Origin of the sequence: Methylorubrum sp. GM97, assembly GCF_024347855.1 — a bacterium.
GTDB lineage: Bacteria > Pseudomonadota > Alphaproteobacteria > Rhizobiales > Beijerinckiaceae > Methylobacterium > Methylobacterium extorquens.
In genome coordinates this window covers 331,845-355,721 of record NZ_AP025942.1, presented here as the reverse complement: position 1 = coordinate 355,721, position 23,877 = coordinate 331,845, and the positions used below count along the sequence as shown (strand labels likewise).

Below are 23,877 nucleotides of genomic sequence, written 5' to 3'. Positions count from 1 at the left end.
ACGATTGACGTTGGTTCACGTGATCGAACGGGTGACGCGCGCCTTCCGTCTTCCCCCACTCAGCCAGCCCGTCATGCTGCTGGCGCTGGCCTTCCTCGTCACAGCCTGCTCAGATGATAGCCAGGAGCGTCGCCGTTCCTTGGGCGACGCCCCGAGCTTCGGCGACTTCATGCGGGTGGCCGACGCGGGTCGGGGCGCCCGCTTGTTTGGCCAGTGCGCCGCCTGTCACACGGTCAGGATGGGAGCCGGCGACCGAAACGGACCCGGTCTCTACGACGTGGTTGGCAAGCCCGTTGCGAGCAGGAGCCGACGCTTCGGCTACACAGGGGCCCTCCGGTCGGCGGGCGGCGTCTGGACGCCGGAGAGGTTGAACGCTTGGCTTGCCGCTCCTGCGAAGTTCGCGCCGGGCACCAGTATGAGTTTTCGCGGAGTTCCCGACCCGCTCGACCGGGCGGACATCGTTGCATATATGCAAGCGCAGTCGGTTGAGGCCGGAGGTGCTGAGGCGCTCTCCTCGCGGCCTTGATCATCTCCTTCCGACTTCCCCGGTGTCGGGATGTACGTCCAGTCATGTCGGGAGACGAAGCGGACCATGCATTCGCCGGGGCTCGCTCTGCCGCTGAGGTTCCGCGAAAATGATCAGCGCCGCAGCGAGGTAGACAGCGGCGACATCCTCGACGTGCCCCCACATGCGACCGGAGGCCGTGTGCGAGGCCGGTCCCCGAACCGACCGGCTTATAGCGTGCCGGCAAGCGCACCCGCCACACCGGTCAATGCATCGTGCCCGTCCGTGTCCGCGGAGGTATCGCTACGGTGCAAGGCTCCGGAGTTGGCCGATGTTCCAGCCAGCCAACAATGGGTGTTCACGCAGTATCCGGGATGGTCTCGGTCGAGGAGAAAATTGCTCTGGGATCCGCGGCCGCCGCCTTCGATGAGTAACGCGTCCCACATGCGAAACAGGAGGTTTCCCGTCCCGCTTCTCGTGCCCTACCGGACAAAACGTGAGTACCGCCCAGGGGATCGATGGTTCGGATGGACCGTTATGAGCCGTCTCGTCAATCCACCAAGCTAGCTGTTCAGAATGCCGTTTGCATCTAGCATATCCGCTTTCTGTGGCGAAGCAGACATTGGAAAGCCTCGGGCTCAATGTCCGCAAGGGTTGAGGAGTTCGCACCCCGCTTGTTCAGCTGTGTGCCAATTTCGTTCTCTAATGGGTCAATGGGCGGCAGCTCGATCCAGAGCGTTCGACGCTTTCGGGTGCCTGCGTTCTCTACGTGCTCGTGCGGCACTTGATGGGGTCAGCTGGGTGCAAAGCGGCTCGGTTGAAAGCGCAGTCGGCGCAAGGCCGCATGCTACAGAATCGGCGCCATCTTCTGCTCCCTCCCTCGGGCGTCGCTCCCGCTCGGGAGCTCGGTTCGGCCTCCTGTCCGGTGATGTCAGCCGCTACGCAGGTCGGAACTCGGTGCCCTGCCGCAGCATCGCGTGCATGATGATCGCTAGCCGGCGCGCGAGCGCGATGCGAGCCTTGCGCATCGTCGAGCGCTTCGCGATGGCCAGAGCCCAAGCCTTCAGCTTCAGGGGCTGCCTGCAGCGCGTCAGCATCACGTTGGCGGCTTCGTACAACAACGTTCTGACCCGCCGGTCGCCGCACTTCGAGATGCTGCCGGTGTAGTCGACCTCGCCCGACTGGTAACGCCGTGGGACGAGCCCGAGATACGGCCCGACGTCGCGAGAGCGTTTGAAGCGTTCCGGATTATCGATGGCTGCCGTGAAGGCGAGCGCGGTGAGCTGACCGACGCCCGGGATCGTCATCAACCGCCGGCAGGCATCTGAGGCTCGGACCATCCGCTTGATATCTGCGTCGATGGCGGCGACAGCCGCCAGCACAGCAGTTCGCGCTCCGATCAGGCCGCGCATGGCGGCGGACAGTCCGGCGATCCCCTCGCTCGAACGCAGAGCCTGCTCGATGAAGACAGGGCTGAGCGCCCGCGGCAGCCGCACACCGAACACGACGGCAAGACCGCGGATCTGGTTCTCCAGCGTGACCCGCTGGCCGACCAGCTTCTTGCGTGCGATGATCAACGACCTCACAGCGTGTGCCGGCAGCGACTTCACGTGGACCGGCTTGAAGAAGCCGGTTCGTGCCAGGTGAGCGAGGCCGCGCGCATCGTTGCGGTCGGTCTTGTGCGTCGTAAGCGACTTCAAGGCTTGGTAAGCCTGCCGGCTCTCAACGCAGACGACCGGCACACCATGGTCGGCCAAGCCGTGGAACAGCATCGGAGCCATCCGGCCTGTCTCGAACACAACCCGACGACAGGCGGGCGCCTTCGCGAGTTCCTGCGCGATGTCGGCAGGCGCAGAGGCCACCTTCGCCTGATGGGTAACTACTCCCTCGCGGTCGACCACGCAGACGTGCGTCTCCTCCATCGAGACATCCAGGCCAGCGAAATACTCCATGATCAGCCTCCTCTTCCGGCAGCGGAGCCGATCCTAGCGACTTCCGCAGAAGAGCTGCCGCCCATTACCCGATGTTGAAAAACTCGTGTCGGATTTGGATCGAGTGCTGAGCGGCCGCGCGCCGGTCCGGCGTAACTGGCGGCATGCCTAATTCGAATCCGACCATCGGCGAACTCTTTAAGGCCAAGGCCATCACCGACGAGCAGGTGAACGCGGCGGTAGAGGTGTAATTTTCGGATTTAGAATCGGGCATCTTTCCGATTACTGATGGATATATCGTCGATGTCGATGCGGCGGTTGTTCAGCATTTATGGGCCGGTCACGCCATCGCCAACGCGGAGTCGAGCCTTGGCCTGAAGCGTGTCGCCGTCCGCACCGCGATCTTGCTGGCGCGAGCGCAGAAGGCGTGAGGAAGATTGGCCGGTAAGCCTGAAGCAACCCGGCCACCCTATGCCGTCGGCCCCGCTATCAGCCGGCAGCCGTGATGCTCCTTCCCGAACTTGCGCCCGATCTGCTGCCGCCTGGGTCCGCCGAGTGGCGGAAAGCCTTCGACGCCCTGCGCCCCACCTCCTCACCGTGCGGCTATCTCGGCGCCACCGCCTGGGCGAACATCCACCAGGCCTGCACTAATTTCATCGAGCGCTTTGGCTCCGAGGCCGTACGCCTGGGCTGGACCGCGCCACAGATCTTCGGCGTCCACCCCCAGCACGGCACGCTCCACATCGACTGGTGCGGGGTGATGATCACCGGCGGGCATAAGGTGATCGGCAGTGAGCCGAGCCGGATCCAATTTGGCAATGTGAGCGGATACCGGAATACGGCCGGCGCACCGACCCGCATGCGGTCTGGGAATTCGCGGCCCGTCGCGAAGGGAAATAACCGAAGCCCCTGGCGACACGCGAGCCACGCACCTCGCGTACAGTTCGGTGCGCCTTGCAGCACCTCAGCGGACAGGACGATGTTCTCACCTTTGTGAATGAATTATATGTTCAGAATGCCAATGGTGGTCCCAGCAGTACGTTGCAGGGCAGGTGCCGTGGTTGGACTGTTGCTCATGGTTGCATTCGCATCGGGCGCCACGATGATGGCTTCGAGCGATCGTCACGCCAGCATTGTATGGGCAGGTCTCTCTGCGCTCGGGATCGCAATTTTCACCGTGGGCTTCGAGTGATGAGTGCTGCGTGTTTGCCCCGCGTCGTTGGCCGCGATGATGCAATCTCCGCCATCAGTTAGGAAACATCCTCATCAGGCCTGCGCGACCGGTAGCTCGTCCACCTGCGTCGTGTAGCATTGCGTGCGCATCTCAAACTTTTTCGTCCATGTGCGCCGCTGCTGCGCTAGCCTGGCCCGCGTCGGCACGACGCTGCCGCGGACGAAGCGGACGTTGCAAGCGTCCATTGCACCCATCACTCGTGTCGAGCGTTCGCGGTCGAACCGGCCGATCAGCGCCCGCTGCGAGGCCGCCAGCGGCACGAGGTCAACCGTCACCACGCCGGCCTTCGAGTAGCGCCAGGGTGGGCAGCCCTGCTCACGCCAAGTCCGCGCCACGCCGTGCAGCGCCGCCGGGATCAGAGCCAGCGTGTCGTTCGTCGCTTCCGGCAGCGTCACCACCGTCGAGATCGAGCGCATCGGCTCGCCGCGGTCGTGCTCGCTCGTGTGATAGAAGATCGTGATGTGGTTGGTACCGAGCCCTTCCCGCCGCAGCTTCTCGCCGAGCCGAGCCGAGCCGAGCCGAGCCGAGCCGAGCCGAGCCGAGCCGAGCCGAGCCGAGCCGAGCCGAGCCGAGCCGAGCCGAGCCGAGCCGCGTGCGCGGCGACCGCCTGCCCCAACTCGGCCCGCTCCGTCACCCGGCCGGAGAATGAGCGCGTCACAGCGCAGCTCTTGCGCCGGGCCGGCACGAGTTCAAGCCCGAGGCAGGACACGCGCGGCCACCTCCAATCCGGTCGCGCAGGCGTGCCTCGGCGCTGCTCATCGGCCTTGGCCAGCGCGGGAGATGTGCCAGCGGATGGTGAAGCGCACCACGCCCCAGACGTTGACCTCGGCCAGTTCCTCCAGTGCGTAGATGGGGAGTTCGGATTTATCGAAAGAGAGGTGCGCGCGGTTGCCTTCGACCACCATGCGCTTGATCGACATCTCGCCATCGACGGCCGCCACGACGACACTGCCGTGGCCGGGCTTCAGGCTGCGATCGACGCAGGCGAGATCGCCGTCGAAGATCCCAGCATCGCGCATCGAGTCGCCGGCAATGCGCCAGAGGAAGGTAGCCGGCGGGTTCGGCACGAGCCAGCGCGGCAGCTCGAGGGCGTTCTCGGGGAAGTCGTCGGCCGGTGAGGGAAAGCCCGCGCAGAGCGACGGCCCCATCCGCGGCACACGCACGGTGGAGAAGCCCTGGTCCGTTAGCTCATCGACCCGAAACAGGCTCACGCTGTGCTCTCCCTGGGGTCAGAACGAAAAGAGAACAAGCAGTCCGGCGGTTCCGGGTCAACGCGAGCGAAAACGTGACCGTGCCGCCCTGTGGAAAACGTGGACAACGCTTAATCGGGGCTTGGTGAGGGAAATCGGCTATGGCGATGAAGACGACCTTCCTCGTGCAGACCTTCGTGCTGAAGCGGAAGCGGCTGCTCCCAGGCGAACGGCAGGTCTCACCGACGAGCAGCGGTGCGATGAAGCGGGCGGAGGCGATGGCGACGCGCATGCCAGGGACGGCCGCCCTGCAGATCATGGCCGACGACGAGACGGGCGAACTAGAACGCGCGACGATCCTCGGCCAGTACGGCGACGTGCCTGACGATTTTGCCGAAAGCCTGCAGGCGGCCTGACCATGGAAAGGGTGCGGCGGGTCGGGGCCTACCTGCAGGTTCAGGACGGCGACGGCTGCCGCCACCTCCTGCGCGTCTCCAGCGTCCAGGCGGTCAGCGACACCGACCTGATGCACAACGAGACCTTCATCACTGCGGCGGGCAAGACGATCCGCTTGCCTCAGGCCCTCGACGAGATCCTGCCGCTGATCTCTCCCGGCGAGCGGTTTTCCGCCGAGGACAAGCCGGAGCCGTGGCCTTTCTGATCTGAGGCGACCGTACGGGAGATCTACGAGACCGTCGGGGAACAGGCTGCGGAGGCCGGCGCCAGCGATGACGACCGCATGGCCGAGGTACGGAAGCGGATGCTCGCGGCGGCGAGAGTCTGATACGAAAAACCCCGCCGCGGCTGAGCCGGGCGGGGCTGGGGCTGATGGGGAGTTCGGCGGGTCAGCTCTCAGCGCTGACCTTCCAACTGATGTTGCAGGATCGCGTCAGTAGAACATGAAGTCGGAGGCGTGAAGGGTCGGCGTGCCGTTCAAGAGAGCGAGCACAGACGGACCGGCTGCACCGGTGCCGTCCGCATCGTATAACAGATAGCCGCTATCTTTGTTGTAGAGCACCGTCGGCGCCGCCGAAGTGACATCAGGGCCTTCGATGAAGCTCACGCCAGTAACGAATTGGTTGACAGCGGTACCGATCCCGAAAGCGGTTGCGTTCAGCTGGATCTTATCCTCACCGGGCGTGAAGTCGAAGAAGAAGTGATCCGCCCCCACTGAAGTGGTCCGCCCTGAGGTATGGCTTTTGAGCCAGATGAGGACGGACAGATGGGAACGAAGCGGCACAAGCCGGAAGACGTGGTCGCCAAGCTGCGGCAGGTGGATGTTCTGGTCTCGCAGGGCCAGAGCGTGGCGGAGGCGATCCGGGCCATCGGCGTGACGGAAGTGACCTACTACCGCTGGCGCAAGGAGTACGGCGGCCTGAAGAGCGATCAGGTTCGACGGATGAAGGACCTGGAGGTTGAGAACCAGCGGCTGCGCAAGGCGATTGCGGATCTCACCCTCGACAAGCTGATCCTGCAGGAGGCCGCTCGGGGAAACTGACCAGCCCCGCGCGCCGACGCGCCTGCATCGCGCATGTCATGAACGTCCTAGACGTCTCCGAGCGCCGCGCCTGTCGGGCGCTCGGGCAGCATCGCTCGACGCAGCGCAAGGTGCCGCGGGGAAGAGAGGATGAGGCCGCGCTGACAGCCGACCTCGTGGAACTGGCTCGCCAGTACGGGCGCTACGGCTACCGGAAGATCGGTGCATTGCTGAAGGCGGCGGGCTGGTTCGTCAACGACAAGCGGGTCGAACGGATCTGGCGGCGCGAGGGGCTGAAGGTCCCGTCTCGGCAGCCCAAGCGCGGCCGCATCTGGGACGGGGATGGTTCCTGCCTGCGATTGCGGGCGGAGCGTCGCGATCACGTCTGGTCCTACGACTTTGTCGAAGCCCGCACGCACGAGGGCCGCAAGTTCCGGATGCTGAACGTGGTCGATGAGTTCACGCGGGAGTGCCTAGCGATCCGCGTCGCACGCAAGCTGAAGGCGGCGGACGTGATCGACGTGCTGTCCGACCTGTTCATCCTGCGCGGCGTGCCCAGCCATATCCGCTCGGACAACGGTCCGGAGTTCATCGCCAAGTCCGTGCAGGCCTGGATCACCGGTGTCGGCGCCAGAACAGCCTACATCGCACCCGGCTCGCCATGGGAGAACGGTTACGTCGAGAGCTTCAACGCACGACTACGGGACGAGCTTTTGAACGGTGAGATCTTCTACACGCTCAAGGAGGCGCAGATCGTGATCGAGAGTTGGCGTCTACACTACAACAGCGTGCGCCCGCACGCCTCGCTCGGCTACCGACCACCGGCCCCGGAGGTGTTCGTGCCGGCCTTCACCGCTTGGCCGGCTGCGCTCACTCGGTCGGCTCCGCCGGCCAAGCGACCCGTGGAGCAAAGGCCGACCCTGCACTAACTTAGAACTTGGACCACCGCGTGGGGGCCGATCACCGTGGGGTCGGTAGCCCTTCGTGGCTAAGGCATCAGCGTAGCGTTCAGCACTGCCGTCTGCGGAACAAGCCGCAGGTTCTCGGTTTCCTCACTGATCAAGCGAGGATGCATGCACGACGACAGCGCTCAAGATGTCAGCCCCGCCCGCAACCGTCGGGGCTGGTTAGCTCCTGCCCTGATCGGCTCGGCAGCTGCCCTTGGGATCACGGCGCTCTACTCGGCCGCGAAGGCGCGTGAGGCGGAGGATCGCTACCCGCCCATTGGCCGCTTCATAACGGTGAACGGTGTGCGCCTGCACTACATCGAGCGTGGGGAAGGCGAACCCTTGGTCCTCATCCACGGCAACGGCACTATGGCCGAGGACTTCCTTGTTAGCGGCATTGTTGACGAGCTCGCCGAGCGTTACCGCGTGATCATCATCGACCGGCCCGGCTACGGCTACAGCGAGCGTCCACGGGCGCTCTGGACGCCACGCGCTCATGCCAGGCTCTACCAAGCAGCCTTGAACCGTCTCGGCGTGTCACAGGCGGTGGTGCTTGGACACTCATGGGGCAGCTTGGTCGCGGTGGCCCTTGCGCTCCAGGCTCCGCAGCTCGTGCGGAGCCTCGTGCTGGCCTCCGGCTACTACTACCCAACGCTGCGCGCCGACGTCTTCCTGTTCTCTCCACCGGCAATCCCAGTGATCGGAGATGTGATGCGCTATACCGTGTCACCAGTGATCTCGCGCCTGATCCTGCCGAGCCTGATTAAGGCTATGTTTGCGCCGGCCGAGGTACCAGAGCGCTTCGACAAGCTGTTCCCGAAAGCGCTCATGCTCCGGCCTTCACAGCTGCGTGCGGCTGCCGAAGACGCCGCCCTGATGACGCCGGTCGCCGTCGAGCTTCAGCAGCACTACCGCGAGCTGAGGTTGCCGGTGGTGATCATCACGGGTGCGGAAGATCAGATAGTGGATGTTGGCCGCCAATCCGAGCGGCTGCACAGTGAGGTGGCGAACAGCGAGTTCGTCGCTGTTCCGGGCATGGGTCACATGATCCACCACCTCTCGCCCGAACAGGTGATCAGAGCCATCGATCGAGCGGCAGAGAGGTCGCCGGCCAAGATCCCTTGAGGAGCTTCCATCTCAAAGCGCCGTCGCTTGATCGATGTGTAGCCCGGTGGCAGCGACCTCGTCAGGGGCGAGGACATCACCGGTCGCTTCCGCCACATAGTCTGCAGCGACACTATGGCGCTGTTGTCCGTTACGGCAGCTTCATCCGATTCCTACTTTCCACCCCACTCGGACCTTCCGCCAGTTCTCATAAATTCCGAGATTGCGATCCCTTACAGATCGTTCGGCTTGCCGCCTCGACGTTCGATCTTGATAAAGAAGCGGACCTACAGCCCAGAATCTGCGCACGGCTTATTGCATCATTAGTAGATGCTTCCTGCCTCCAGTCATGCGCTTTCGATGTAACACTCATGCTTTACTGGCGCAGGGCTTGTCCCTCGAATGCGCTTCATCTTATGTGCCTGCCAACGTATTCCGCTCAAACACATAGTTGCTCGTACAGGTGCGCCGGCCCAGATCGATATAAAATGGCGTTCGTTGCCTGCCCAATCCGGCCAAGCTATTGGTTATTGCAAATGACATTGCAGCTGTACGCTGCAATGATACAGTAATTTTTTACCTTGATTCGGTTTGGTGCTCTCCGGGCAGCCAAGCTGGCAGCGTGCTGGGAGCTTGTCATGAAGCTCATCCTGGTCTCCGTTGGTATCTTTGCGGGCCTCATGGCGTATTTTCCGACGGAGGCTAACGCGGCCGTGTGCGCACGTGGTGTTTATCGAGCAGGTTGTGTCGGTCCGCGTGGTGCGGTTGGAGTCCGACGCGGGGTGTATGGCCCACGCGCAGTGGGGATCTACCGACGCGGATACTATGGACCTCGGGCATTCGGGGGCCGGCGCTGGTGAGATCCGACTCCGTCTCTTCAGCGGGCAGCAGTGCCGCTAATCCCTCGATACGTGTTCGCTTCAGCTAAGAACTTGGTGCCACTTTGGCTTCGAAGCTTCTTAAACGAAGACAGGTGCTGGTGGACCTATTAGCCGAGTAGGTAGCAGATCAGATCTGTCATGATGCGCCTGAAATCAACGGGCCACTCACAGGAGGCGAACATGAACGTCACTCGACGGATCTTTGCCGCAGGCGCCGCTACAATCCCCTTCGTCGGAGCAGGCCTACCCATCAGCCGAGCGAGGGCCACAGAGCAGGATGCACCGATTATTGGCAGCCAAGCGGCGGCCGATCCGCTGGAACTGGCAATAGACGCCTACATCTACGGCTACCCGCTCGTTACCATGGAGTTGACCCGGCGCGTTCTCACAAACGTGGTCGCGCCTGAGGGTAAGGGCGCTCCGATGGGCCAGTTCGCCAGCATGCGGGAGTACCCGAACGCCAAATTTCGCGCCGTCACCGCGCCGAATGCTGACACACTCTATTCCAGCGCCTTCCTCGACGTGGGCCAAGAGCCCCACCTCCTCACCATCCCGGAGGAAAACGGGCGCTATTTCCTCATGCCGATGCTGAGCGCCTGGACGAATGTCTTCGCCGTGCCGGGCAAGCGCACTACGGGGACTGGACCGCAGACCTACTTCATAGCAGGACCCGGCTGGAGCGGCAGTGTGCCGTCTGGCGCCAAACTGATCCAGGCACCGACCAATTTGATCTGGATCCTAGGCCGGACCTACTGCACGGGTACGCCCGAGGACTACACGGCTGTGCACGAGTTGCAGGATCGTTACAGACTTATCCCAGCGAGCGCGACCGGTAAGACATACACGCCCGCTCCGGGTCGGGTCGATCCAAGCATCGATATGAAGACGGCCGTGCGCGAGCAGGTCAACCGCATGGACGCGGCGACCTACTTCAACTTGCTGGCCTCCCTGATGAAGGATAACCCACCGGCGCTCGCGGATGGAGTTCCAGTCGCTAAGATGGCCTCCCTTGGGATCGTGCCCGGTCAGCCCTTCGATCTGGCAAGTCAGCCGCCTGTTATCCGAGAGGCGATCGACAAGGCGCCAAGGGAGGCTATCCCGCACATCATGGAGCACTTCAAGAATACGGGCAGCCACGTGAACGGGTGGACATTCACAACGGACGGCGGTGATTACGGTAAGGATTACCTGCAGCGTGCCCTAATCACGGCGATCGGGCTCGGCTGCAACTTACCTCAGGATGCGGTCTACCCAACCACAACGGTCGATGCCGCCGGCCGCAAGCTGAATGGCAACTCGAAGTATGTGATAAGGTTTGCGGAAGGCGAGCTGCCGCCCGTCAATGGCTTTTGGTCTGTGACGATGTATGACGCAGACTACTTTTTTGTCGATAATCCAATCAATCGTTACTCAGTGAGCCCGCGTGACGCTCTTAAGGCCAACCCGGACGGCTCAGTCGATCTCTTCATCCAAGCTGAGAGCCCGGGAGCGCATCACGAATCGAACTGGCTCCCAGCCCCGTCTGGGCCCATTGTTCTTATGATGCGGACCTACTGGCCGAAGGACACTCTGCTGAATGGATCGTGGTCGCCACCGCCCGTCACGCGCAGCACGAGCGCTTCTCTCTAAGTCACTCAGCAATACCGGCATAGTCAGCTGAGCGGGTCAGTTCTTTGCCACGATTGTGCGTTGCACCCGAGTTCGGTGCGAAACGCGTACACGAACGCCGACCTGGAGCCGTAGCCGAGTTGCACCCTCCGGGCATCCCGGCGATCCGCGCTTGCGCGGAGCTAGGTCGGGAATCGATCTGGGCGGGTAGCCGCACGATGCGCGGTGCTTTGAAGGAACGACGCTCGGGCAAATGGACGCCAGAGCGCCAAACCCGTCCTTTCCCCGCACTTGGAACGGCTCCTTCAGTGGCAGGCCGACTCAGGGACAAATGCCGAAACGGCACATCAGAAACACGGGCTAAATCAACGTGTTGCAGACGAATAGAAAGAGTGGCGGAGACGGAGGGATTCGAACCCTCGATACCCTTATTAGGGGTATGCTCATTTAGCAAACGAGTGCCTTCAGCCTCTCGGCCACGTCTCCACTGCGCTTGGCTGTAGAAGCTCCGGCGGGGCGGGTCAACCCGGTCGGCGCGGGGTTGTGACACGGCGCTCGTAATGCTTGGCCACGCGCAGATGGCGCGAGATCGCGTAGTTCATCGCCGTGAGGAAGCCGTAAGCGCCGCGCACGAAGTGGCGGCGGCCGAAATAGGCTTTCAGGAAATTGCCCGGCAGCTCGACGTAGAGGCGCCAGGCCGGGATCGTGACGCCGCGGGCGTCGAGATCGTCGGCCTGCTGGTCGGAATAGCGGTTGAGCTTGGCGAGCTGGTCGCCCAGCGAGCGCACCGAGAAATGGTGGACGCGCCCTTTGATCCGCCCCGTGGTGACGCCGGGGCCGAGCACGACCCGATCGTGGACCGGTGAGGTGGAGTAGGTGCTCAAGTCGCGCCGGTAGAGCCGCACGGGGGTCAGGACGTAGGCCCAGGGGTGGGGGCGTGTCTCGCCCGGGAAAACCTCGGCGATGGCGATGGACCATGCGGCGTGCGCTGGCTCGCCCTGGGCGAAGACGGCGCGGATCTGCTCGGCGAGGTCGGGCGGCACTACCTCGTCGGCATCGAGGTTGAGCACCCAATCGTGGCGGCACTGCTCTTCCGCGAAGCGCTTCTGCCGGCCGTAGCCCGGCCAGTCGTTGTGGATCACCCGGGCGCCGAGCGAGGCGGCGAGCGCCTGGGTGCCGTCGGTCGAGCCGGAATCGACCACCACGATGTCGTCGGCCAAGGCGCGCACCGCCGCGAGGGTCGCACCAAGGCGGTCGGCCTCGTTCTTGACGATGATGAAGACGGAGATCGGGAGCGGGGCCATGGGTCTCGAAGCGCGCGGGGCCTTCGCTGTACCGGCGCGATTTGGCGCGAACAAGCGCGGCTATCCGGCGGCCTCCGCCAGCCGCTTGCGTTGAACCTTGCCGTTGGCGGTGCGGGGCAGCGCCTCGACGAAGCGGACCGCGCGCGGTGCCTTGTAGGCCGCCAGACGTTCGCCGCACCACGCCATCAGTCCCTCCGCGTCGGGCTTGGCGCCGGGGCGCAGAACCACGAAGGCGGCGATGACCCGGAGGTCCACGCGGACGGAAAGCTCCGTCACGCCGACCTCGGCGATGTCGGGATGGCCCGCCAGCACGCCTTCCACCTCAACGGGCGAGACGCGGTAGCCCATGGCGTTCATCAGGTCGTCGTTGCGGCCGTGGAACCAGAGATAGCCGTCCGCATCAAAGCTCGCGAGGTCGCCGCCGGCGAACCATTCACCCCGCATCACCGCCGCCTCTTCTTCCGGCCGCTGCCAGTAGCCGAGCATCAGGCCGGGGTCGGAGCGGTGGATCGCCAGCAGGCCGGTCTGCCCCGGCGGCAGCGGTTCGGGCGGGCGCTCGGCGGGCAGGATCGCAGCGGGCAGGATCGCGACCCGGCGCCCCGGTTGCGGCCGGCCGGGCGAACCGGGACGAACGGGGATGGTCGGGCCGCTCGACACATAGGTCGAGATCTCGCTCATGCCGAGCGCCTCGTAGAGCGGCTTGCCCGTGGCATCCGTCCAGGCGTCGAGAAGGTCGGCCGACAGGGCCTCGCCCGCGGTGACACCGTGGCGCAGACGGGAGAGATCGTGCTCGGAGAGGTCGGCGTATTTCAGGATCTGACGGTAGACGCTCGGCACCGCCGCGAAGATCGTCGCGCCCTGCTCGGCGATCAGGCGGGGCCAGATCCCGCGGTCGCGCGGGCCGTTATAGAGCACCGTCGTGGCCCCACAGGCCCAGGGGTCGGTGATGCCGACGCCGAGGGTGTAGGTCCAGTTCATGGTGCCGGCATGCAGCATCACGTCGGATTCGGTGAGGCCGAGCCAATGCGCGTGCATCGGCCGGCGGCCCCAGATGGCGCGGTGGGCATGGAGCACGCCCTTCGGACGGCTCGTGGTGCCGGAGGTGTAGACGAGGGTCGCCGGATCGTCGGCGGCGGTGTCGGCGTAGTTGGCAAGCGGCTCGCCGGCCTTCATCACCGCGATTGTTTCGGACTCGAGGTGGATGCAGCCGGCAGCCCCGCTGGAATTCGAAAAGCCTTGACCGGTCACCACGGCGGCGACGCCGGCATTCTCCATCAGGAAGCCGGCTTCGTCGGCCGTCAGTTGCGGCGAGGAGGGGAGGGCGACGAGCCCCGCGGCGAGTGCACCGAAATAGACCAGCACGTAGTCGGCCTCGTTGCCCATGCGGATCATCACCCGGTCGCCGGCCTTCAGCCCGAGGCCGAGCAGCCCTGCCGCAATGCCGCGCACTGCCCGGTCCGCTTGCGCATAGGTGAGGCGGCTGATGGTGCCGCCGTCACCCACCATGACCAGCGCCGTCTTGTCGCCGCGCAGCCTTGCGTTCTCGGCAAGGCAGTAGCGGGCCGCGTTGAAGCGGGGCGGCGGCTGGCGGTCGTCGGTGGTCGGCACGGCGGGCGTTTCCCGTTATCTCGGCGTTTGCCCCGGTGTCCGATCCTGATCTCTCACGGTCAAGCGGTGCCTCGACCGTGGAACGCTGCGCGGAGGCGCGCGCCCGCAGCCGGCTATACGCGTCGCGGCCGGATTGCGCCGGAGAGGCCGGCGCTCGCCCCATCCCTGAGTTCGAGCCAGAGGAAGCGCGCGGGATCGACCGGGCCCGGCAGGATCAGCCGGCCCGCGGGCACGGGCACAAAGCCGAAGCGGCGGTAATAGGGCGCGTCGCCGACGAGGACGACGAGGCCGTGTCCCGCGGCGCGGGCGGCGTCGAGGCTCGCCTGCATCAGGCTGGTGCCGATGCCGCGGTCGGAAAAGCTCGGATCGACGGTGAGCGGCCCGAGCACGAGGAGCGATCCGCCTTGCGCCTCGGCCGGGCCGATCCGCACCGAGCCGACGAGATAGGTGCCGACCAGCGCGGTCAGGCAGAGATCAGGCAGAGGCGCGACGCCCTCGCGTAGGCGGTAGGCGGTACGGGCGAAGCGGCCGGGGCCGAAGGCGCGGGCGTGCAGCCGCTCGATCGCCGCGGCGTCGTCCGGATGCTCGGGTCGGATGACGAGGGGGAGGGCGGTCACGGGCGGCGTCCGGCGGCGAATGCGCGCCGATAGCAGCCGGCTGCGCAGTCGGCAAACAGAGGCGCGCGTCAGGCGCCGCGCGCGGAGAAATCGATGCGCGGATCAATCCATGTGTAGGTGAGGTCGGAGAGTAGATTCACGGCCAGACCGAGCAGGGAGAAGATGTAGAGCGTGGCGAATACCACCGGATAGTCGCGGCCGACGATGGAGGAGAACGACAGAAGCCCAAGCCCGTCGAGCGAGAAGATCGTCTCGATCAGCAGCGAGCCGGTGAAGAAGGCGGTGATGAAGGCACCGGGAAAGCCGGCGATGACGATCAGCATCGCGTTGCGGAAGACGTGGCCGTAGAGGACGCGCCGCTCGCTCACGCCCTTCATGCGGGCGGTGACGACATATTGCTTGCGGATCTCGTCGAGGAACGAGTTCTTGGTCAGCAGCGTCGAGGTGGCGAAGGCGCCGAGCACCAGGGCGGAGAGCGGCAGCACGAGGTGCCAGGCGTAGTCCAGGGCTTTGCCCCAGAGGCTCAGGGACTCGAAATTCTCCGAGGTGAGGCCGCGCAGCGGGAAGATCTGCAGGAACGAGCCGCCCGCGAACAGGATCACGAGGAGGATGCCGAATAGGAAGCTCGGGATCGCGTAGCCGACGATGACGACCGCCGAGGTCCAGACGTCGAAGCGCGAACCGTCGGCGACCGCCTTGCGGATGCCGAGGGGGATCGAGATCGCGTAGGAGATCAGCGTCATCCATAGGCCGAGCGAGATCGAGACCGGGAGCTTCTCTTTGATCAGGTCCAGCACCGAGACGTCGCGAAAATAGCTGCGGCCGAAATCGAAGCGCAGGTAGTCCCACAGCATCTTGCCGAAGCGCTCATAGGCGGGCTTGTCGAAGCCGAACTGGGCCTCGAGCTTCTTGATGAAGGCGGGGTCGAGCCCCTGCGCGCCGCGGTATTTCGAGGCCTCGCCGCCGCCGCGGGCCGCCCCGCCGCCGAGATCGCCCTGGCCGCCGGTGATGCGCGAGAGCGAGCCTTCCTGCTGGCCCTGGAGCTGGGCCAGAACCCGCTCCACCGGTCCACCCGGGGCGAACTGGATGATGGCGAAGGTGATGAGCATGATCCCGAAGATCGTCGGGATCATCAACGCAATGCGGCGCAGGATGTAGGCGAGCATGGAAGATCCTCAGTGTTTCTCACGAAACTCCCGCCGCACTTTCGTCGCCAGAGCGAAAGCCGTCGGTGACCGGGAGTTTTCGTGAGGCACTCTCAGCCCCGGCCGATCCGGCGCGCCTTGGCCTCGTCGTACCACCACAGGCCCGGCACGCCGAGCCCATAGGTCGGCAGCTTCGCCGGGCGGCCGTACATGTCCCACAGGGCGAGGCGGTACTCGGGCGAGTACCACATCGGGATCCAGTAGCGGCCGGCCCGCATCACCCGGTCGAGGGCACGGCAGGCCACGGTGAGGCTCGCGCGCGAATCCGCGTTGGCAACGCGGTCGAGCAGCGCGTCGATCACCGGATCGGTGATGCCGGCGAGGTTGTTGGAGCCGGGGATCGACGCCGCGCGCGAACCATAGGCCTCGCGCAGCTCCGGCCCCGGCGTCGCGTCGCCCGAGGCGGCGCGGGAGGTGATGTCGAAATCGAAATCGCGCACCCGCGCCTGATACTGCGCGGCATCGACCGCCCGCTGGCGTGCTTTGATGCCGATCAGCCCGAGATTGCGGATGAAGGGCTGGACGATCGGCTCCCAGACGGAATCCGAATCGAGGAATTCGAACTCGATCGGCTTGCCGCTCGGTAGCCGGAGCGAGCCGCCCTCGCGGGTGCAGCCCGCCTCCTTGAGCAGGGCCACGGCGCGGGCGAGCAGGGCCCGGTCCTGGCCCGAACCGTCCGGAACCGGCGGCGTCCAGGCCTCGCCGAACACCTCGGCCGGCACCTGCCCGCTGAAGGGTTCGAGCAGGGCCAGCTCCTCCGCGGAGGGCTTGCCCGTCGCCATCAGGTCGGTCTTCTGGAAGAACGAGACGGTGCGCTCGTAGGAGCCGAACATCGCCGTGCGGTTGGTCCAGGGGAAGTCGAAGCACAGGCCGATCGCCTCGCGCACGCGCGGATCCCTGAACACCTCGCGGCGGGTGTTGAAGAACCAGCCCTGGATGTTGGCGGGCGAGGTATCGGGCAGGGTTTCGCGCTTGACGCGGCCCTCGCGCGCGGCGGGAAAATCGTAGCCCGTCGCCCAGATTCGCGAGGTGAATTCCTGACGATAGGTGTAGGCGCCGCCTTTGAACGCCTCGAAGGCGACCTGGCGGTCGCGGAAATACTCGTAGCGGAGCTGGTCGAAGTTGTTCTGCCCGACCATCACCGGAAGATCCGCCGCCCAGTAATCGGTCACCCGCTCCAGTTCGATGAAGCGGCCGATGTCGATCCGCCCGACCTGATACGGGCCGGAGCCGAGCAGGGGCTTGAGGGTCTGAGCCTCGAAGTCGCGCCCTTCGAAGAACTTGGCCGAAAAGATCGGGAGCCCGGCGACGATCAGCGGCAGGTCGCGGCTGCGGCCGGGGGCGAAGCGGACGACGAGGGTCTCGTCGCCCTCGGCCGTCGCCTCGGCGACGTCGCGGATCACCTGAGCGATCGTCGGGTGCCCCTTCTCCTTGAGGATGGTGAGGGAGAAGGCCGCGTCCCGCGCGGTCAGGGGTGAGCCGTCGTGGAAATGCGCCTGGGGACGCAGGGCGAAGCGATAGGTCAGGCCGTCGGGGCTGATCTCGACCGAGCGGGCGACGAGGCCGTAGAGCGCGTCCGGCTCGTCGAGCGCGCGCACCATCAGGCTGTCGAAGGTGAGGTTGATCCCGGCCGCGCCGTTGCCGCGGAAGACGTAGGGATTGAGCGTGTCGAAGGTGTCGAACGCCTGATTGCCGAAGGTCTGAACCAGAGTTGTCGAGAAGCGCCCGCCGCGCGGCGCCATCGGGTTCACGTAATCGAAATTCGGGAAGTCGGGCGCGTATTTCAGCTCGCCGAAGCTCGAAAGGCCATGAATCCCGCCATGAGCCGTGCGGACATCCTCGGCGCGGGTCGAACGGGGCAGGGCGCCCGCGAGCGCCAGCACCCCCGTTCCGAGGACGACGCTCCGGCGGGTCGCGCCCGCGCTCATCGCGGGGCCCCCGTCTTGGCGGCGAGCGCCTCGTCGTACCACCACGTCGTCGGGAAGCCGGAAGAGCCGTATTTCGGCAGCACCGCCGGGCGGCCGAAGCGGTTCCAGCGCAGCGTCCGCGTCGCGGCAGAGGACCATTGCGGCACCACGAAGTTGTGGGCGAGGAGCGCCCGGTCGAGGGCATGCGTGGCGGCGACCAGCGTCTCGCGGTCCTGCGCGAAGATCACCTTCTCGATCAGCGCATCGATGCCCGCATCCTTGATCCCGGCGATGTTGCGCGAGCCCGGCTTGTCGGCGGCGGCCGAGCCCCAGAACTCGCGCTGCTCATTGCCGGGCGAGAGCGATTCCGGCCAGTTCGAGGTGGTGATGTCGAAGTCGAAGCTGCGCAGGCGATTCTGGTACTGCGCCTGATCGATGACCCGGATCGAGGACTCGATGCCGATGAGCTTGAGCTGCGCGGCGTAGGGCAGGATCACCCGCTCGAACACGTTCTGGAATTCGAGGAACTCGACGGTCAGCGGCTCGCCGGTCGCCTTGGCGACCATCTTGCCGCCCTTCAGCTCGTAGCCGGCCTCCCGCAGCAGGCCGACCGCCTTGCGCAGGTTGGCCCGCGCGGCCTCGGGCGTGTCGTTGACGGGGTTGATGTAGGTCTCGGTGAAGACGCTGCCCGGCAGCTTGTCCCTCACGCTCTCCAGGATCACCTTCTCCATCCCGTCGGGCAGGCCCGACGAGGCGAGGTCCGAGCCGTAGAAGTAGGAATCGATCCGGCTGTAGAGGCCGTAGAAGAGCTGCCGGTTCATCTCCTCGAAGTTCAGGGCGAGGTTGAAGGCGCGGCGCACGCGCTCGTCCTTGAACTTGTCCCGGCGCAGGTTGAACACGAAGGCCTGCATGATGCCGGTGCCGCGGCCGGGGAACTCCTCCTTGATGAGGCGCCCTTCCTTCACCGCCGGGAAGTCGTCGTAGGCGGTCGCCCAGTTGCGGGCGATGTTCTCGGTGCGGAAATCGTAGAGGTCGCCCTTCAGCGCCTCCAGCAGCACGGAGCCATCGCGAAAGTACTCGAAGCGGACCGTGCCGAAATTATTGCGGCCGCGGTTCACCGGCAGATCCTTGCCCCAGTAATCGGCCACGCGCTCGTAGACGGCCGAGCGGCCGGCATCGATCTTGGTCAGCCGATAGGGGCCCGAACCCAGCGGGATTTCCAGCGTCGTCTCGGTAGGGCTGCGCGGCTTGCCGTTCTTGTCGGTGCCGGTCCACCAGTGCTTGGGCAGCACCTGCATCTGGCCCAGCACCTGGGGCAGTTCGCGGTTGCCGGCCTCGCTGAAGCGGAAGACGACCTCGCGCTCGGCCCCCGGCTCGGCCTTGGCCACGGTGTGGTAGTAGGCGGCATAGAACGGGTTGTTGGCCTTCAGCGTGTCGAAGGACCAGATCACGTCCTCGACGGTCACCGGCTTGCCGTCATGCCAGCGCGCGTTCGGCCGCAGGCGATAGGTCACCGACTGGCCGTCCTCGGCGATCCGCACGGCCTCGGCGAGGAGGCCGTAGGAGGAGAACGGCTCGTCGCCGGAATCCTCCATCAGCGTGTCGTAGATCTGGGTGATCCCGCCTTCGAGATCACCCTTCAGGCCGTTGACGATAAAGTTGAGGTTGTCGAAGCCGCCCTGCGACCCGAGCCGCACCAGGCCGCCGACCGGCGCCTTCGGGTCGGCATAGTCGAAATGCTGGAAGTCCGGGCCGTATTTCGGCTCGCCGAGCAGAGTCAGCGCGTGGCGCCAATTGCCGGGTGCCTCCTGCGCCGAGACCTTCGAGGCGGATTCGGCGGGCTCCTGAGCGGAGACGGGGCCTCGCAGTCCCAGGAGGACGAGTGCTCCGGCAAGGAAGCTGCGGCGGGCAATTACGGCGTTTTCCGTCACGTTGGCGCGGTCTCCCGATCCCGTGAGAGGTCAGTCGGGCGTCGTTCTAGGACGAGCCCGGGGCCGGCGCCACCCGCCGCGAGCGCGCAGCCGACGCGGCCACGTGGCCGGACATGAAAAAGGCCGGGCTTCAGGGGCCCGGCCTTCTCGGAAACTCGTGCGCCGCTCCGCCTTACGGCTTGGGCGCGTCGGGGTCGGGCTTGGCCGGGGGCTCAGTGGCCGGCGTGGACTCGGAGCCCGGATCCGCCTTGGTCGGGATGTCCCCCGAGGGCTTGGCCTCGGGCGCCTGGGTCGGGGCGACCTCGTTGCGCTGGGGCTGGACCTGCGGCGCCGGGACCGGGCGGGCGGTGTCCTTGCCGTCACCCGATTGGGTGTTGCCCTGCGGCGCGTTGGTCTCGGGCGTCTTGCTCTTGTCGCCCGTTGCGCTCTCCACCGGCTTGGTGCCGGCCGGCTTCTTCTCCTCGGCGGCCTTCTTGGCGTCGGGCTTGCCCTCGGCGGGCTTCTCGGTCTCGGCCTTCTTGTCGGCCGCCGGCGCCGTTTCAGCCTTCTTCTCGGCGGCCGGCAGCGGCTTCGGGCTGTCGGCGAGCGTGCGCAGATAGGCGATGACGTTGGCGCGGTCCGTCGGCGAGCCGATGCCGGCAAACGCCATCTTGGTGCCCTTCACGTACCCCTTCGGGCTTTCGAGGAAGTGGTCGAGATCCTCGTAGGTCCAGGTGCCGCCCTTCTCCTTGAGCGCGGCGGAGTAATCGAAGCCGGCGGCATGCGCCTTCTCGCGCTCCACGATCTCCCAGAGATCCGGGCCGACCTTGTTCGGGCCGCCCTTCTCGAAGCTGTGGCAGGCCTGGCAGGCCTTGGTGCCGCCCTTGCCCTTGTCGGCATCGGCGCTGGCGAGCCGCACGGCGATGGGCTCGGCCTTCGGGGCTTCCGCCGCCGCGCCACCGCTCTTCGGCTCGGGCTCAGGCAGGGGGTAGCCGGCGCTTCCGGCAGGCTTCGGGTGATAGATCAGCTCCGCCACGAAGCCCGACCCAACCGCGAACAGGAGGGCACCCAGGACCGCGCCCGCAACCTTGTTCAGCTCGAAGGAATCCATGCTCGACAGCTCCGGCGCGCGGGATCAGGACCCGGCGGATGAGGGCCCGACGGGCAGACGCCGGACTTTGGAGGATTTCAAGGGTGATTACCCGGTCGGGCCCGATCTTGACAATGGGCCATGCGCGCTGCGCGCTGTCGCACACCGTTATTCGTCACACGCTTCGAGCGAGCGGGCATTTTCGTTGCAGCTCTGCCGCACTGTGAGGGCGAAACGCCCGATCATGACAAGCCGGGCCGCCGCTGCTAGAGCGCTCCCGCGTGCCTAAAACCCCTTCCGCTTGAGTTCGACCGAGCCGCCCGAGGCCATGTCCGATCCCCTGATCCTGATTCCGGCCCGCCTCGCCGCGACCCGGCTGCCGTCGAAGCCGCTCGCCGACATCGCGGGCGTGCCGATGATCGTGCATGTCTGGCGCCGTGCCGTGGAAGCCGGCATCGGTCCCGTCGTGGTCGCCACCGACACCGACGCGGTCGCCGAGGTGATCGAGGCGCAGGGCGGGCTGGCGGTGATGACCCGGCCCGACCACCCCTCCGGCTCGGATCGTCTTGCGGAGGCGCTGGAGATCGTCGATCCCGACGGCAATCACGACGTCGTCGTCAACGTCCAGGGTGACCTGCCGACCATCGACCCGGCGATCATCGCCGCTTCGGTGATGCCGCTCGCCGACCCGCAGGTCGACATCGCCACTCTCTGCGCGGTGATCCACCGGCCCGAGGAGATGGACGATCCCAACGTGGTCAAGATCATCGGCCACACGGTGGGACCCAACCGTCTGCGCGCGCTCGCCTTCACCCGCGCCCGTGCCCCCTGGGGCGACGGGCCGCTGTTTCACCATATCGGACTCTACGCCTATCGCCGTAAGGCGCTCGCGCGCTTCGTCGCCCTGCCGCAGGGCGAACTGGAGCAACGCGAGAAGCTGGAGCAGCTGCGCGCGCTGGAGGCCGGCATGCGCATCGACGCGATGATCGTCGAGGACCTGCCGCTCGGCGTCGACACCCCCGCCGACCTTGAGCGCGCCCGCACGCTGCTCGCCATCCGCCGCCTGAACTGAGCCTGCCGAAGCACCGATGACCGACCGCACCATTGCCTACCAGGGCGAGCCCGGGGCCAACTCGCACATCATCTGCTCGCAGGCCTATCCCGGCTGGACCGCTTTGCCCTGCGCCACCTTCGAGGACGCCTTCGCCGCGGTGAACGAGGGCAAGGCGAACCTTGCGATGATCCCGATCGAGAACTCGATCGCCGGCCGGGTCGCTGACATCCACCACCTGATCCCGACGTCGCGGCTGCACATCATCGCCGAGCACTTCCTGCCGATCCACTTCCAGCTCATGGCCCTACCGGGCGTGGGCACGGAGCAGCTGACGAGCGTGCACAGCCACATCCACGCGCTCGGCCAGTGCCGCCGGATCATCCGGCGGCTCGGCCTCAAGGCGGTGGTCGCCGGCGACACGGCTGGCGCCGCCCGCGAGGTGGCCGAGGCGCGCGACCCCAGCCGCGCAGCGCTCGCCCCGGCCATGGCGGCCGAGGTCTACGGCCTCGATATCCTCGAGCGCGACGTCGAGGACGAGGCGCACAACACCACGCGCTTCGTCGTGTTCTCGCCGGAGCCCGCCGAGTGCGAGCCGGGTAACGACTCGACGGTGACGAGCTTCATCTTCCGGGTCCGCAACATCCCGGCGGCGCTCTACAAAGCGCTTGGCGGGTTCGCGACCAACGGCGTCAACATGTCGAAGCTCGAGAGCTACATGGTCGAGGGCCAGTTCACCGCGACCCAGTTCTACGCCGAGGTCGATGGCCACCCCGAGGATGACGGCCTGCGCCGGGCCCTCGAGGAGCTGCGCTACTTCTCGAAGGAGCTGCGCATCATCGGCACCTATCCGGCCCACCCGTTCCGCGAGACGACGCGGCAGGCGGCGGAATAAAGCGCGGCTCGACTGACTGCGCTCGCCGCAGGACGATCGGATTGTATCTACAAACTGATTGCCGCGACGATCGAACGGAGCTACGTTTCAGATGTTGATTGTCTGGGACGAGCCCAAGCGCCTGACCAACCTGCAAAAGCACGGTCTCGACTTCGCGGATTTCGAGGCGGGCTTCGACTTCGAGACCGCTCTTGTCGCGGTTGCCCAACCGAGCGCCACTGGCTCAGCCCGAATGAAGATCATCGGCGAGTTCGACGGACAGACGGTGGTGGCAGCGATCATCGCTCCCTTGGGACGGGAAGCGATCTCGCTCATCAGCCTGCGCCGAGCCAGCCGGAGCGAACGGAGGCTCTACTATGCCCGCTGACAAGCCCGATCGGAGACCGACCACGACCTCGGAGGAGGCCGGGATCCAAGCCGGCATCGCGGCCGATCCCGACAATCCGGAATGGACCGAAGCGGACTTTCGAAGCGCCGTGCCCTTCGAACAGGCCTTTCCCGTCCTCGCAGAGAAACTGCGCCGCACCCGCGGCCCCCAAAGCGCTCCGACCAAACAGCTCGTCAGCTTGAGGCTCGATCAGGACGTCCTGCTTCGTTTCAGGGCGACCGGTCCGGGCTGGCAGTCTCGGATGAACGAAGCCCTGCGCCGGGCCGCGGCCGATCTTCCCGACTGAGTGTCTCTGACAAAGCTCCCGTTGCGCCGTCCTCGCTAGAGCGAGAACGGTCGAAGATCGGGAGTTTCGTGAGGCACTCTAAACCGGCGATCGGCTGCCCTCGCGGCTCACGCCGCGTCGGCGGACTTGTCCTTGTTGGCCTCGGGCTTCGGGCCGCCCTTGGAGACGCCGACGAGAGCCGGGCGCAGGGTCCGGTCGCCGATGACGTAGCCGGTCTGCACCACCTGGACGACGGTGCCGTTGGGAACCTCGGTGTTGGGTACCTCGAACATCGCCTGATGGCGGTTCGGGTCGAAGCGCTGGCCCTTGGGATCGACCACCTTCACGCCGTGGCGCTCGAGCGTCTTGGTGAGATCCCGCTCCGTCAGGTCGATGCCCTCGATCAGACCCTTGAAGGGGCCCTCGGCACCCGCGCGGGCCTCCTCCGGCACGCTATCGAGCGCGCGGCGGATGTTGTCGGCGGTGTTGAGCATGTCGCGGGCGAAATTCGTCACCGCGTAGGTGCGGGCATCCGCAACCTCGCGCTCGGTGCGGCGGCGCAGGTTCTCCATCTCGGCCAGCGTGCGCAGCAGGCGATCCTTGAACTCGTCGCGCTCGGCGATCGCGGCCGCGAGCCCTTCCGCATCCGCGCCCGCTTGCGAGGCACCGGATTGCGGCGGAACCTCCGCCTCCGCGCCATCGTGCCGCTCGTGCTTCTCCATGTCGTCAGCCATCATCGTGCGATCGATCAGGTCTCGAA

At 65.9% G+C, this 23,877-nt stretch carries 21 protein-coding genes, 1 tRNA gene and 3 pseudogenes; 12 read left to right on the top strand and 13 right to left on the bottom strand.

The genetic code is table 11. The features are described from left to right. Positions 1 to 73 precede the first annotated feature (73 nt). Entirely contained in the window at positions 74 to 526 is a 453-nt protein-coding gene (locus tag MSPGM_RS01695) for a c-type cytochrome (RefSeq protein ID WP_082222820.1), read from the top strand. 917 nt (positions 527 to 1,443) lie between these two features. Here the strand turns inward: MSPGM_RS01695 and MSPGM_RS01690 are convergent. Beyond that, positions 1,444 to 2,457 carry an IS110 family transposase gene (locus MSPGM_RS01690; protein WP_261926138.1) on the bottom strand — a complete coding sequence of 338 codons (1,014 nt, stop codon included), beginning with the start codon at positions 2,455 to 2,457 and terminating at the stop codon, positions 1,444 to 1,446. A 143-nt stretch (positions 2,458 to 2,600) separates the two neighbouring features. Here MSPGM_RS01690 and MSPGM_RS01685 point away from each other — a divergent pair. Then, positions 2,601 to 2,867: pseudogene (locus tag MSPGM_RS01685) on the top strand (hypothetical protein). 74 nt (positions 2,868 to 2,941) lie between these two features. After that, a pseudogene (locus MSPGM_RS01680) lies at positions 2,942 to 3,336 on the top strand (hypothetical protein). Positions 3,337 to 3,702: 366 nt separating this feature from the next. On the opposite strand, the pseudogene MSPGM_RS01675 reads toward MSPGM_RS01680, so the two are convergent. After that, positions 3,703 to 4,379, bottom strand: a pseudogene (locus MSPGM_RS01675) (DUF4113 domain-containing protein); the annotation flags it as partial. Positions 4,380 to 4,425: 46 nt separating this feature from the next. Beyond that, the gene (locus MSPGM_RS01670; protein ID WP_261926137.1) at positions 4,426 to 4,881 is read right to left on the bottom strand and encodes a LexA family protein; all 456 of its coding nucleotides are present in this window, start codon (positions 4,879 to 4,881) and stop codon (positions 4,426 to 4,428) included. A 140-nt stretch (positions 4,882 to 5,021) separates the two neighbouring features. Here MSPGM_RS01670 and MSPGM_RS01665 point away from each other — a divergent pair, with 140 nt between their 5' ends. Together MSPGM_RS01665 and MSPGM_RS01660 are read left to right on the top strand one after the other, a co-directional pair. Then, positions 5,022 to 5,276, top strand: coding sequence for a hypothetical protein (locus MSPGM_RS01665; protein ID WP_003606542.1), 255 nt, complete (start codon positions 5,022 to 5,024; stop codon positions 5,274 to 5,276). A 2-nt stretch (positions 5,277 to 5,278) separates the two neighbouring features. Beyond that, a complete protein-coding gene (locus tag MSPGM_RS01660; protein WP_003606541.1) occupies positions 5,279 to 5,521 on the top strand; it encodes a hypothetical protein in 243 nt (80 codons plus the stop codon). A gap of 228 nt (positions 5,522 to 5,749) precedes the next feature. Here the strand turns inward: MSPGM_RS01660 and MSPGM_RS01655 are convergent, their stop codons facing one another. Further along, a complete protein-coding gene (locus MSPGM_RS01655) occupies positions 5,750 to 6,031 on the bottom strand; it encodes a hypothetical protein (protein ID WP_261926136.1) in 282 nt (93 codons plus the stop codon). 51 nt (positions 6,032 to 6,082) lie between these two features. Here MSPGM_RS01655 and MSPGM_RS01650 point away from each other — a divergent pair. The 3 genes from MSPGM_RS01650 (at position 6,083) to MSPGM_RS01635 (ending at position 10,898) form a co-directional block, all read left to right on the top strand. Further along, positions 6,083 to 7,266 (top strand): IS3-like element ISMex5 family transposase gene (locus MSPGM_RS01650; protein WP_209688052.1). Its coding sequence is split into 2 segments (ribosomal slippage): positions 6,083 to 6,347 and positions 6,347 to 7,266, totalling 1,185 coding nucleotides; the frame shifts between segments, so codons are not numbered across the junction. A 144-nt stretch (positions 7,267 to 7,410) separates the two neighbouring features. Continuing rightward, positions 7,411 to 8,409, top strand: a complete 999-nt coding sequence (locus MSPGM_RS01645) for an alpha/beta fold hydrolase (RefSeq protein ID WP_003605755.1) — start codon at positions 7,411 to 7,413, stop codon at positions 8,407 to 8,409. Positions 8,410 to 9,449: 1,040 nt separating this feature from the next. Further along, the gene (locus MSPGM_RS01635; protein WP_261926135.1) at positions 9,450 to 10,898 is read left to right on the top strand and encodes a DUF1254 domain-containing protein; all 1,449 of its coding nucleotides are present in this window, start codon (positions 9,450 to 9,452) and stop codon (positions 10,896 to 10,898) included. A gap of 372 nt (positions 10,899 to 11,270) precedes the next feature. On the opposite strand, the gene MSPGM_RS01630 is transcribed toward MSPGM_RS01635, so the two are convergent. The 8 genes from MSPGM_RS01630 to MSPGM_RS01595 all read right to left on the bottom strand — a co-directional run bounded on the left by MSPGM_RS01630 (position 11,271) and on the right by MSPGM_RS01595 (position 20,539). Continuing rightward, positions 11,271 to 11,363 (bottom strand) — tRNA-Ser (locus MSPGM_RS01630). Positions 11,364 to 11,398: 35 nt separating this feature from the next. After that, positions 11,399 to 12,181, bottom strand: coding sequence for a glycosyltransferase family 2 protein (locus MSPGM_RS01625; protein WP_003600746.1), 783 nt, complete (start codon positions 12,179 to 12,181; stop codon positions 11,399 to 11,401). Between the two features lie 60 nt (positions 12,182 to 12,241). Next, a complete protein-coding gene (locus MSPGM_RS01620; protein ID WP_012752030.1) occupies positions 12,242 to 13,789 on the bottom strand; it encodes an acyl-CoA synthetase in 1,548 nt (515 codons plus the stop codon). 113 nt (positions 13,790 to 13,902) lie between these two features. Next, entirely contained in the window at positions 13,903 to 14,406 is a 504-nt protein-coding gene (locus tag MSPGM_RS01615) for a GNAT family N-acetyltransferase (RefSeq protein WP_003600748.1), read from the bottom strand. A 68-nt stretch (positions 14,407 to 14,474) separates the two neighbouring features. Continuing rightward, positions 14,475 to 15,572: a microcin C ABC transporter permease YejB gene (locus MSPGM_RS01610; RefSeq protein WP_003600749.1), complete on the bottom strand. Its 1,098-nt coding sequence runs from the start codon at positions 15,570 to 15,572 to the stop codon at positions 14,475 to 14,477. A 92-nt stretch (positions 15,573 to 15,664) separates the two neighbouring features. Beyond that, complete coding sequence (locus MSPGM_RS01605) at positions 15,665 to 17,539, bottom strand: extracellular solute-binding protein (protein ID WP_003600750.1); 1,875 nt, start codon at positions 17,537 to 17,539, stop codon at positions 15,665 to 15,667. Continuing rightward, a complete protein-coding gene (locus MSPGM_RS01600; RefSeq protein ID WP_261926134.1) occupies positions 17,536 to 19,449 on the bottom strand; it encodes an extracellular solute-binding protein in 1,914 nt (637 codons plus the stop codon). Before MSPGM_RS01600 ends, MSPGM_RS01605 begins: the two co-directional genes overlap by 4 nt. Before the next feature lie 172 nt (positions 19,450 to 19,621). Then, the gene (locus tag MSPGM_RS01595; RefSeq protein WP_003600753.1) at positions 19,622 to 20,539 is read right to left on the bottom strand and encodes a c-type cytochrome; all 918 of its coding nucleotides are present in this window, start codon (positions 20,537 to 20,539) and stop codon (positions 19,622 to 19,624) included. Positions 20,540 to 20,846: 307 nt separating this feature from the next. Here MSPGM_RS01595 and MSPGM_RS01590 point away from each other — a divergent pair, with 307 nt between their 5' ends. The 4 genes from MSPGM_RS01590 to MSPGM_RS01575 all read left to right on the top strand — a co-directional run bounded on the left by MSPGM_RS01590 (position 20,847) and on the right by MSPGM_RS01575 (position 23,138). Next, the gene (locus MSPGM_RS01590) at positions 20,847 to 21,590 is read left to right on the top strand and encodes a 3-deoxy-manno-octulosonate cytidylyltransferase (protein WP_003600755.1); all 744 of its coding nucleotides are present in this window, start codon (positions 20,847 to 20,849) and stop codon (positions 21,588 to 21,590) included. Positions 21,591 to 21,606: 16 nt separating this feature from the next. Further along, entirely contained in the window at positions 21,607 to 22,464 is an 858-nt protein-coding gene (locus MSPGM_RS01585; RefSeq protein ID WP_003600757.1) for a prephenate dehydratase, read from the top strand. A 91-nt stretch (positions 22,465 to 22,555) separates the two neighbouring features. After that, positions 22,556 to 22,831: a BrnT family toxin gene (locus MSPGM_RS01580; protein WP_003600758.1), complete on the top strand. Its 276-nt coding sequence runs from the start codon at positions 22,556 to 22,558 to the stop codon at positions 22,829 to 22,831. Then, positions 22,821 to 23,138, top strand: a complete 318-nt coding sequence (locus MSPGM_RS01575; RefSeq protein WP_003600760.1) for a BrnA antitoxin family protein — start codon at positions 22,821 to 22,823, stop codon at positions 23,136 to 23,138. Before MSPGM_RS01580 ends, MSPGM_RS01575 begins: the two co-directional genes overlap by 11 nt. Positions 23,139 to 23,245: 107 nt before the next feature. On the opposite strand, the gene grpE is transcribed toward MSPGM_RS01575, so the two are convergent. Then, positions 23,246 to 23,854: a nucleotide exchange factor GrpE gene (gene grpE / locus MSPGM_RS01570; protein ID WP_003600761.1), complete on the bottom strand. Its 609-nt coding sequence runs from the start codon at positions 23,852 to 23,854 to the stop codon at positions 23,246 to 23,248. Positions 23,855 to 23,877: the final 23 nt, after the last annotated feature.

Coding starts and splice junctions, on each gene's coding strand:
- MSPGM_RS01695 (WP_082222820.1), top strand. CDS start 74: ATGCTGCTGGCGCTGGCCTTCCTCGTCACAGCCTGCTCAGATGATAGC.
- MSPGM_RS01690 (WP_261926138.1), bottom strand. CDS start 2,457: ATGGAGTATTTCGCTGGCCTGGATGTCTCGATGGAGGAGACGCACGTC.
- MSPGM_RS01665 (WP_003606542.1), top strand. CDS start 5,022: ATGGCGATGAAGACGACCTTCCTCGTGCAGACCTTCGTGCTGAAGCGG.
- MSPGM_RS01660 (WP_003606541.1), top strand. CDS start 5,279: ATGGAAAGGGTGCGGCGGGTCGGGGCCTACCTGCAGGTTCAGGACGGC.
- MSPGM_RS01645 (WP_003605755.1), top strand. CDS start 7,411: ATGCACGACGACAGCGCTCAAGATGTCAGCCCCGCCCGCAACCGTCGG.
- MSPGM_RS01635 (WP_261926135.1), top strand. CDS start 9,450: ATGAACGTCACTCGACGGATCTTTGCCGCAGGCGCCGCTACAATCCCC.
- MSPGM_RS01625 (WP_003600746.1), bottom strand. CDS start 12,181: ATGGCCCCGCTCCCGATCTCCGTCTTCATCATCGTCAAGAACGAGGCC.
- MSPGM_RS01610 (WP_003600749.1), bottom strand. CDS start 15,572: ATGCTCGCCTACATCCTGCGCCGCATTGCGTTGATGATCCCGACGATC.
- MSPGM_RS01605 (WP_003600750.1), bottom strand. CDS start 17,539: ATGAGCGCGGGCGCGACCCGCCGGAGCGTCGTCCTCGGAACGGGGGTG.
- MSPGM_RS01595 (WP_003600753.1), bottom strand. CDS start 20,539: ATGGATTCCTTCGAGCTGAACAAGGTTGCGGGCGCGGTCCTGGGTGCC.
- MSPGM_RS01590 (WP_003600755.1), top strand. CDS start 20,847: ATGTCCGATCCCCTGATCCTGATTCCGGCCCGCCTCGCCGCGACCCGG.
- MSPGM_RS01585 (WP_003600757.1), top strand. CDS start 21,607: ATGACCGACCGCACCATTGCCTACCAGGGCGAGCCCGGGGCCAACTCG.
- MSPGM_RS01580 (WP_003600758.1), top strand. CDS start 22,556: ATGTTGATTGTCTGGGACGAGCCCAAGCGCCTGACCAACCTGCAAAAG.
- MSPGM_RS01575 (WP_003600760.1), top strand. CDS start 22,821: ATGCCCGCTGACAAGCCCGATCGGAGACCGACCACGACCTCGGAGGAG.
- grpE (WP_003600761.1), bottom strand. CDS start 23,854: ATGATGGCTGACGACATGGAGAAGCACGAGCGGCACGATGGCGCGGAG.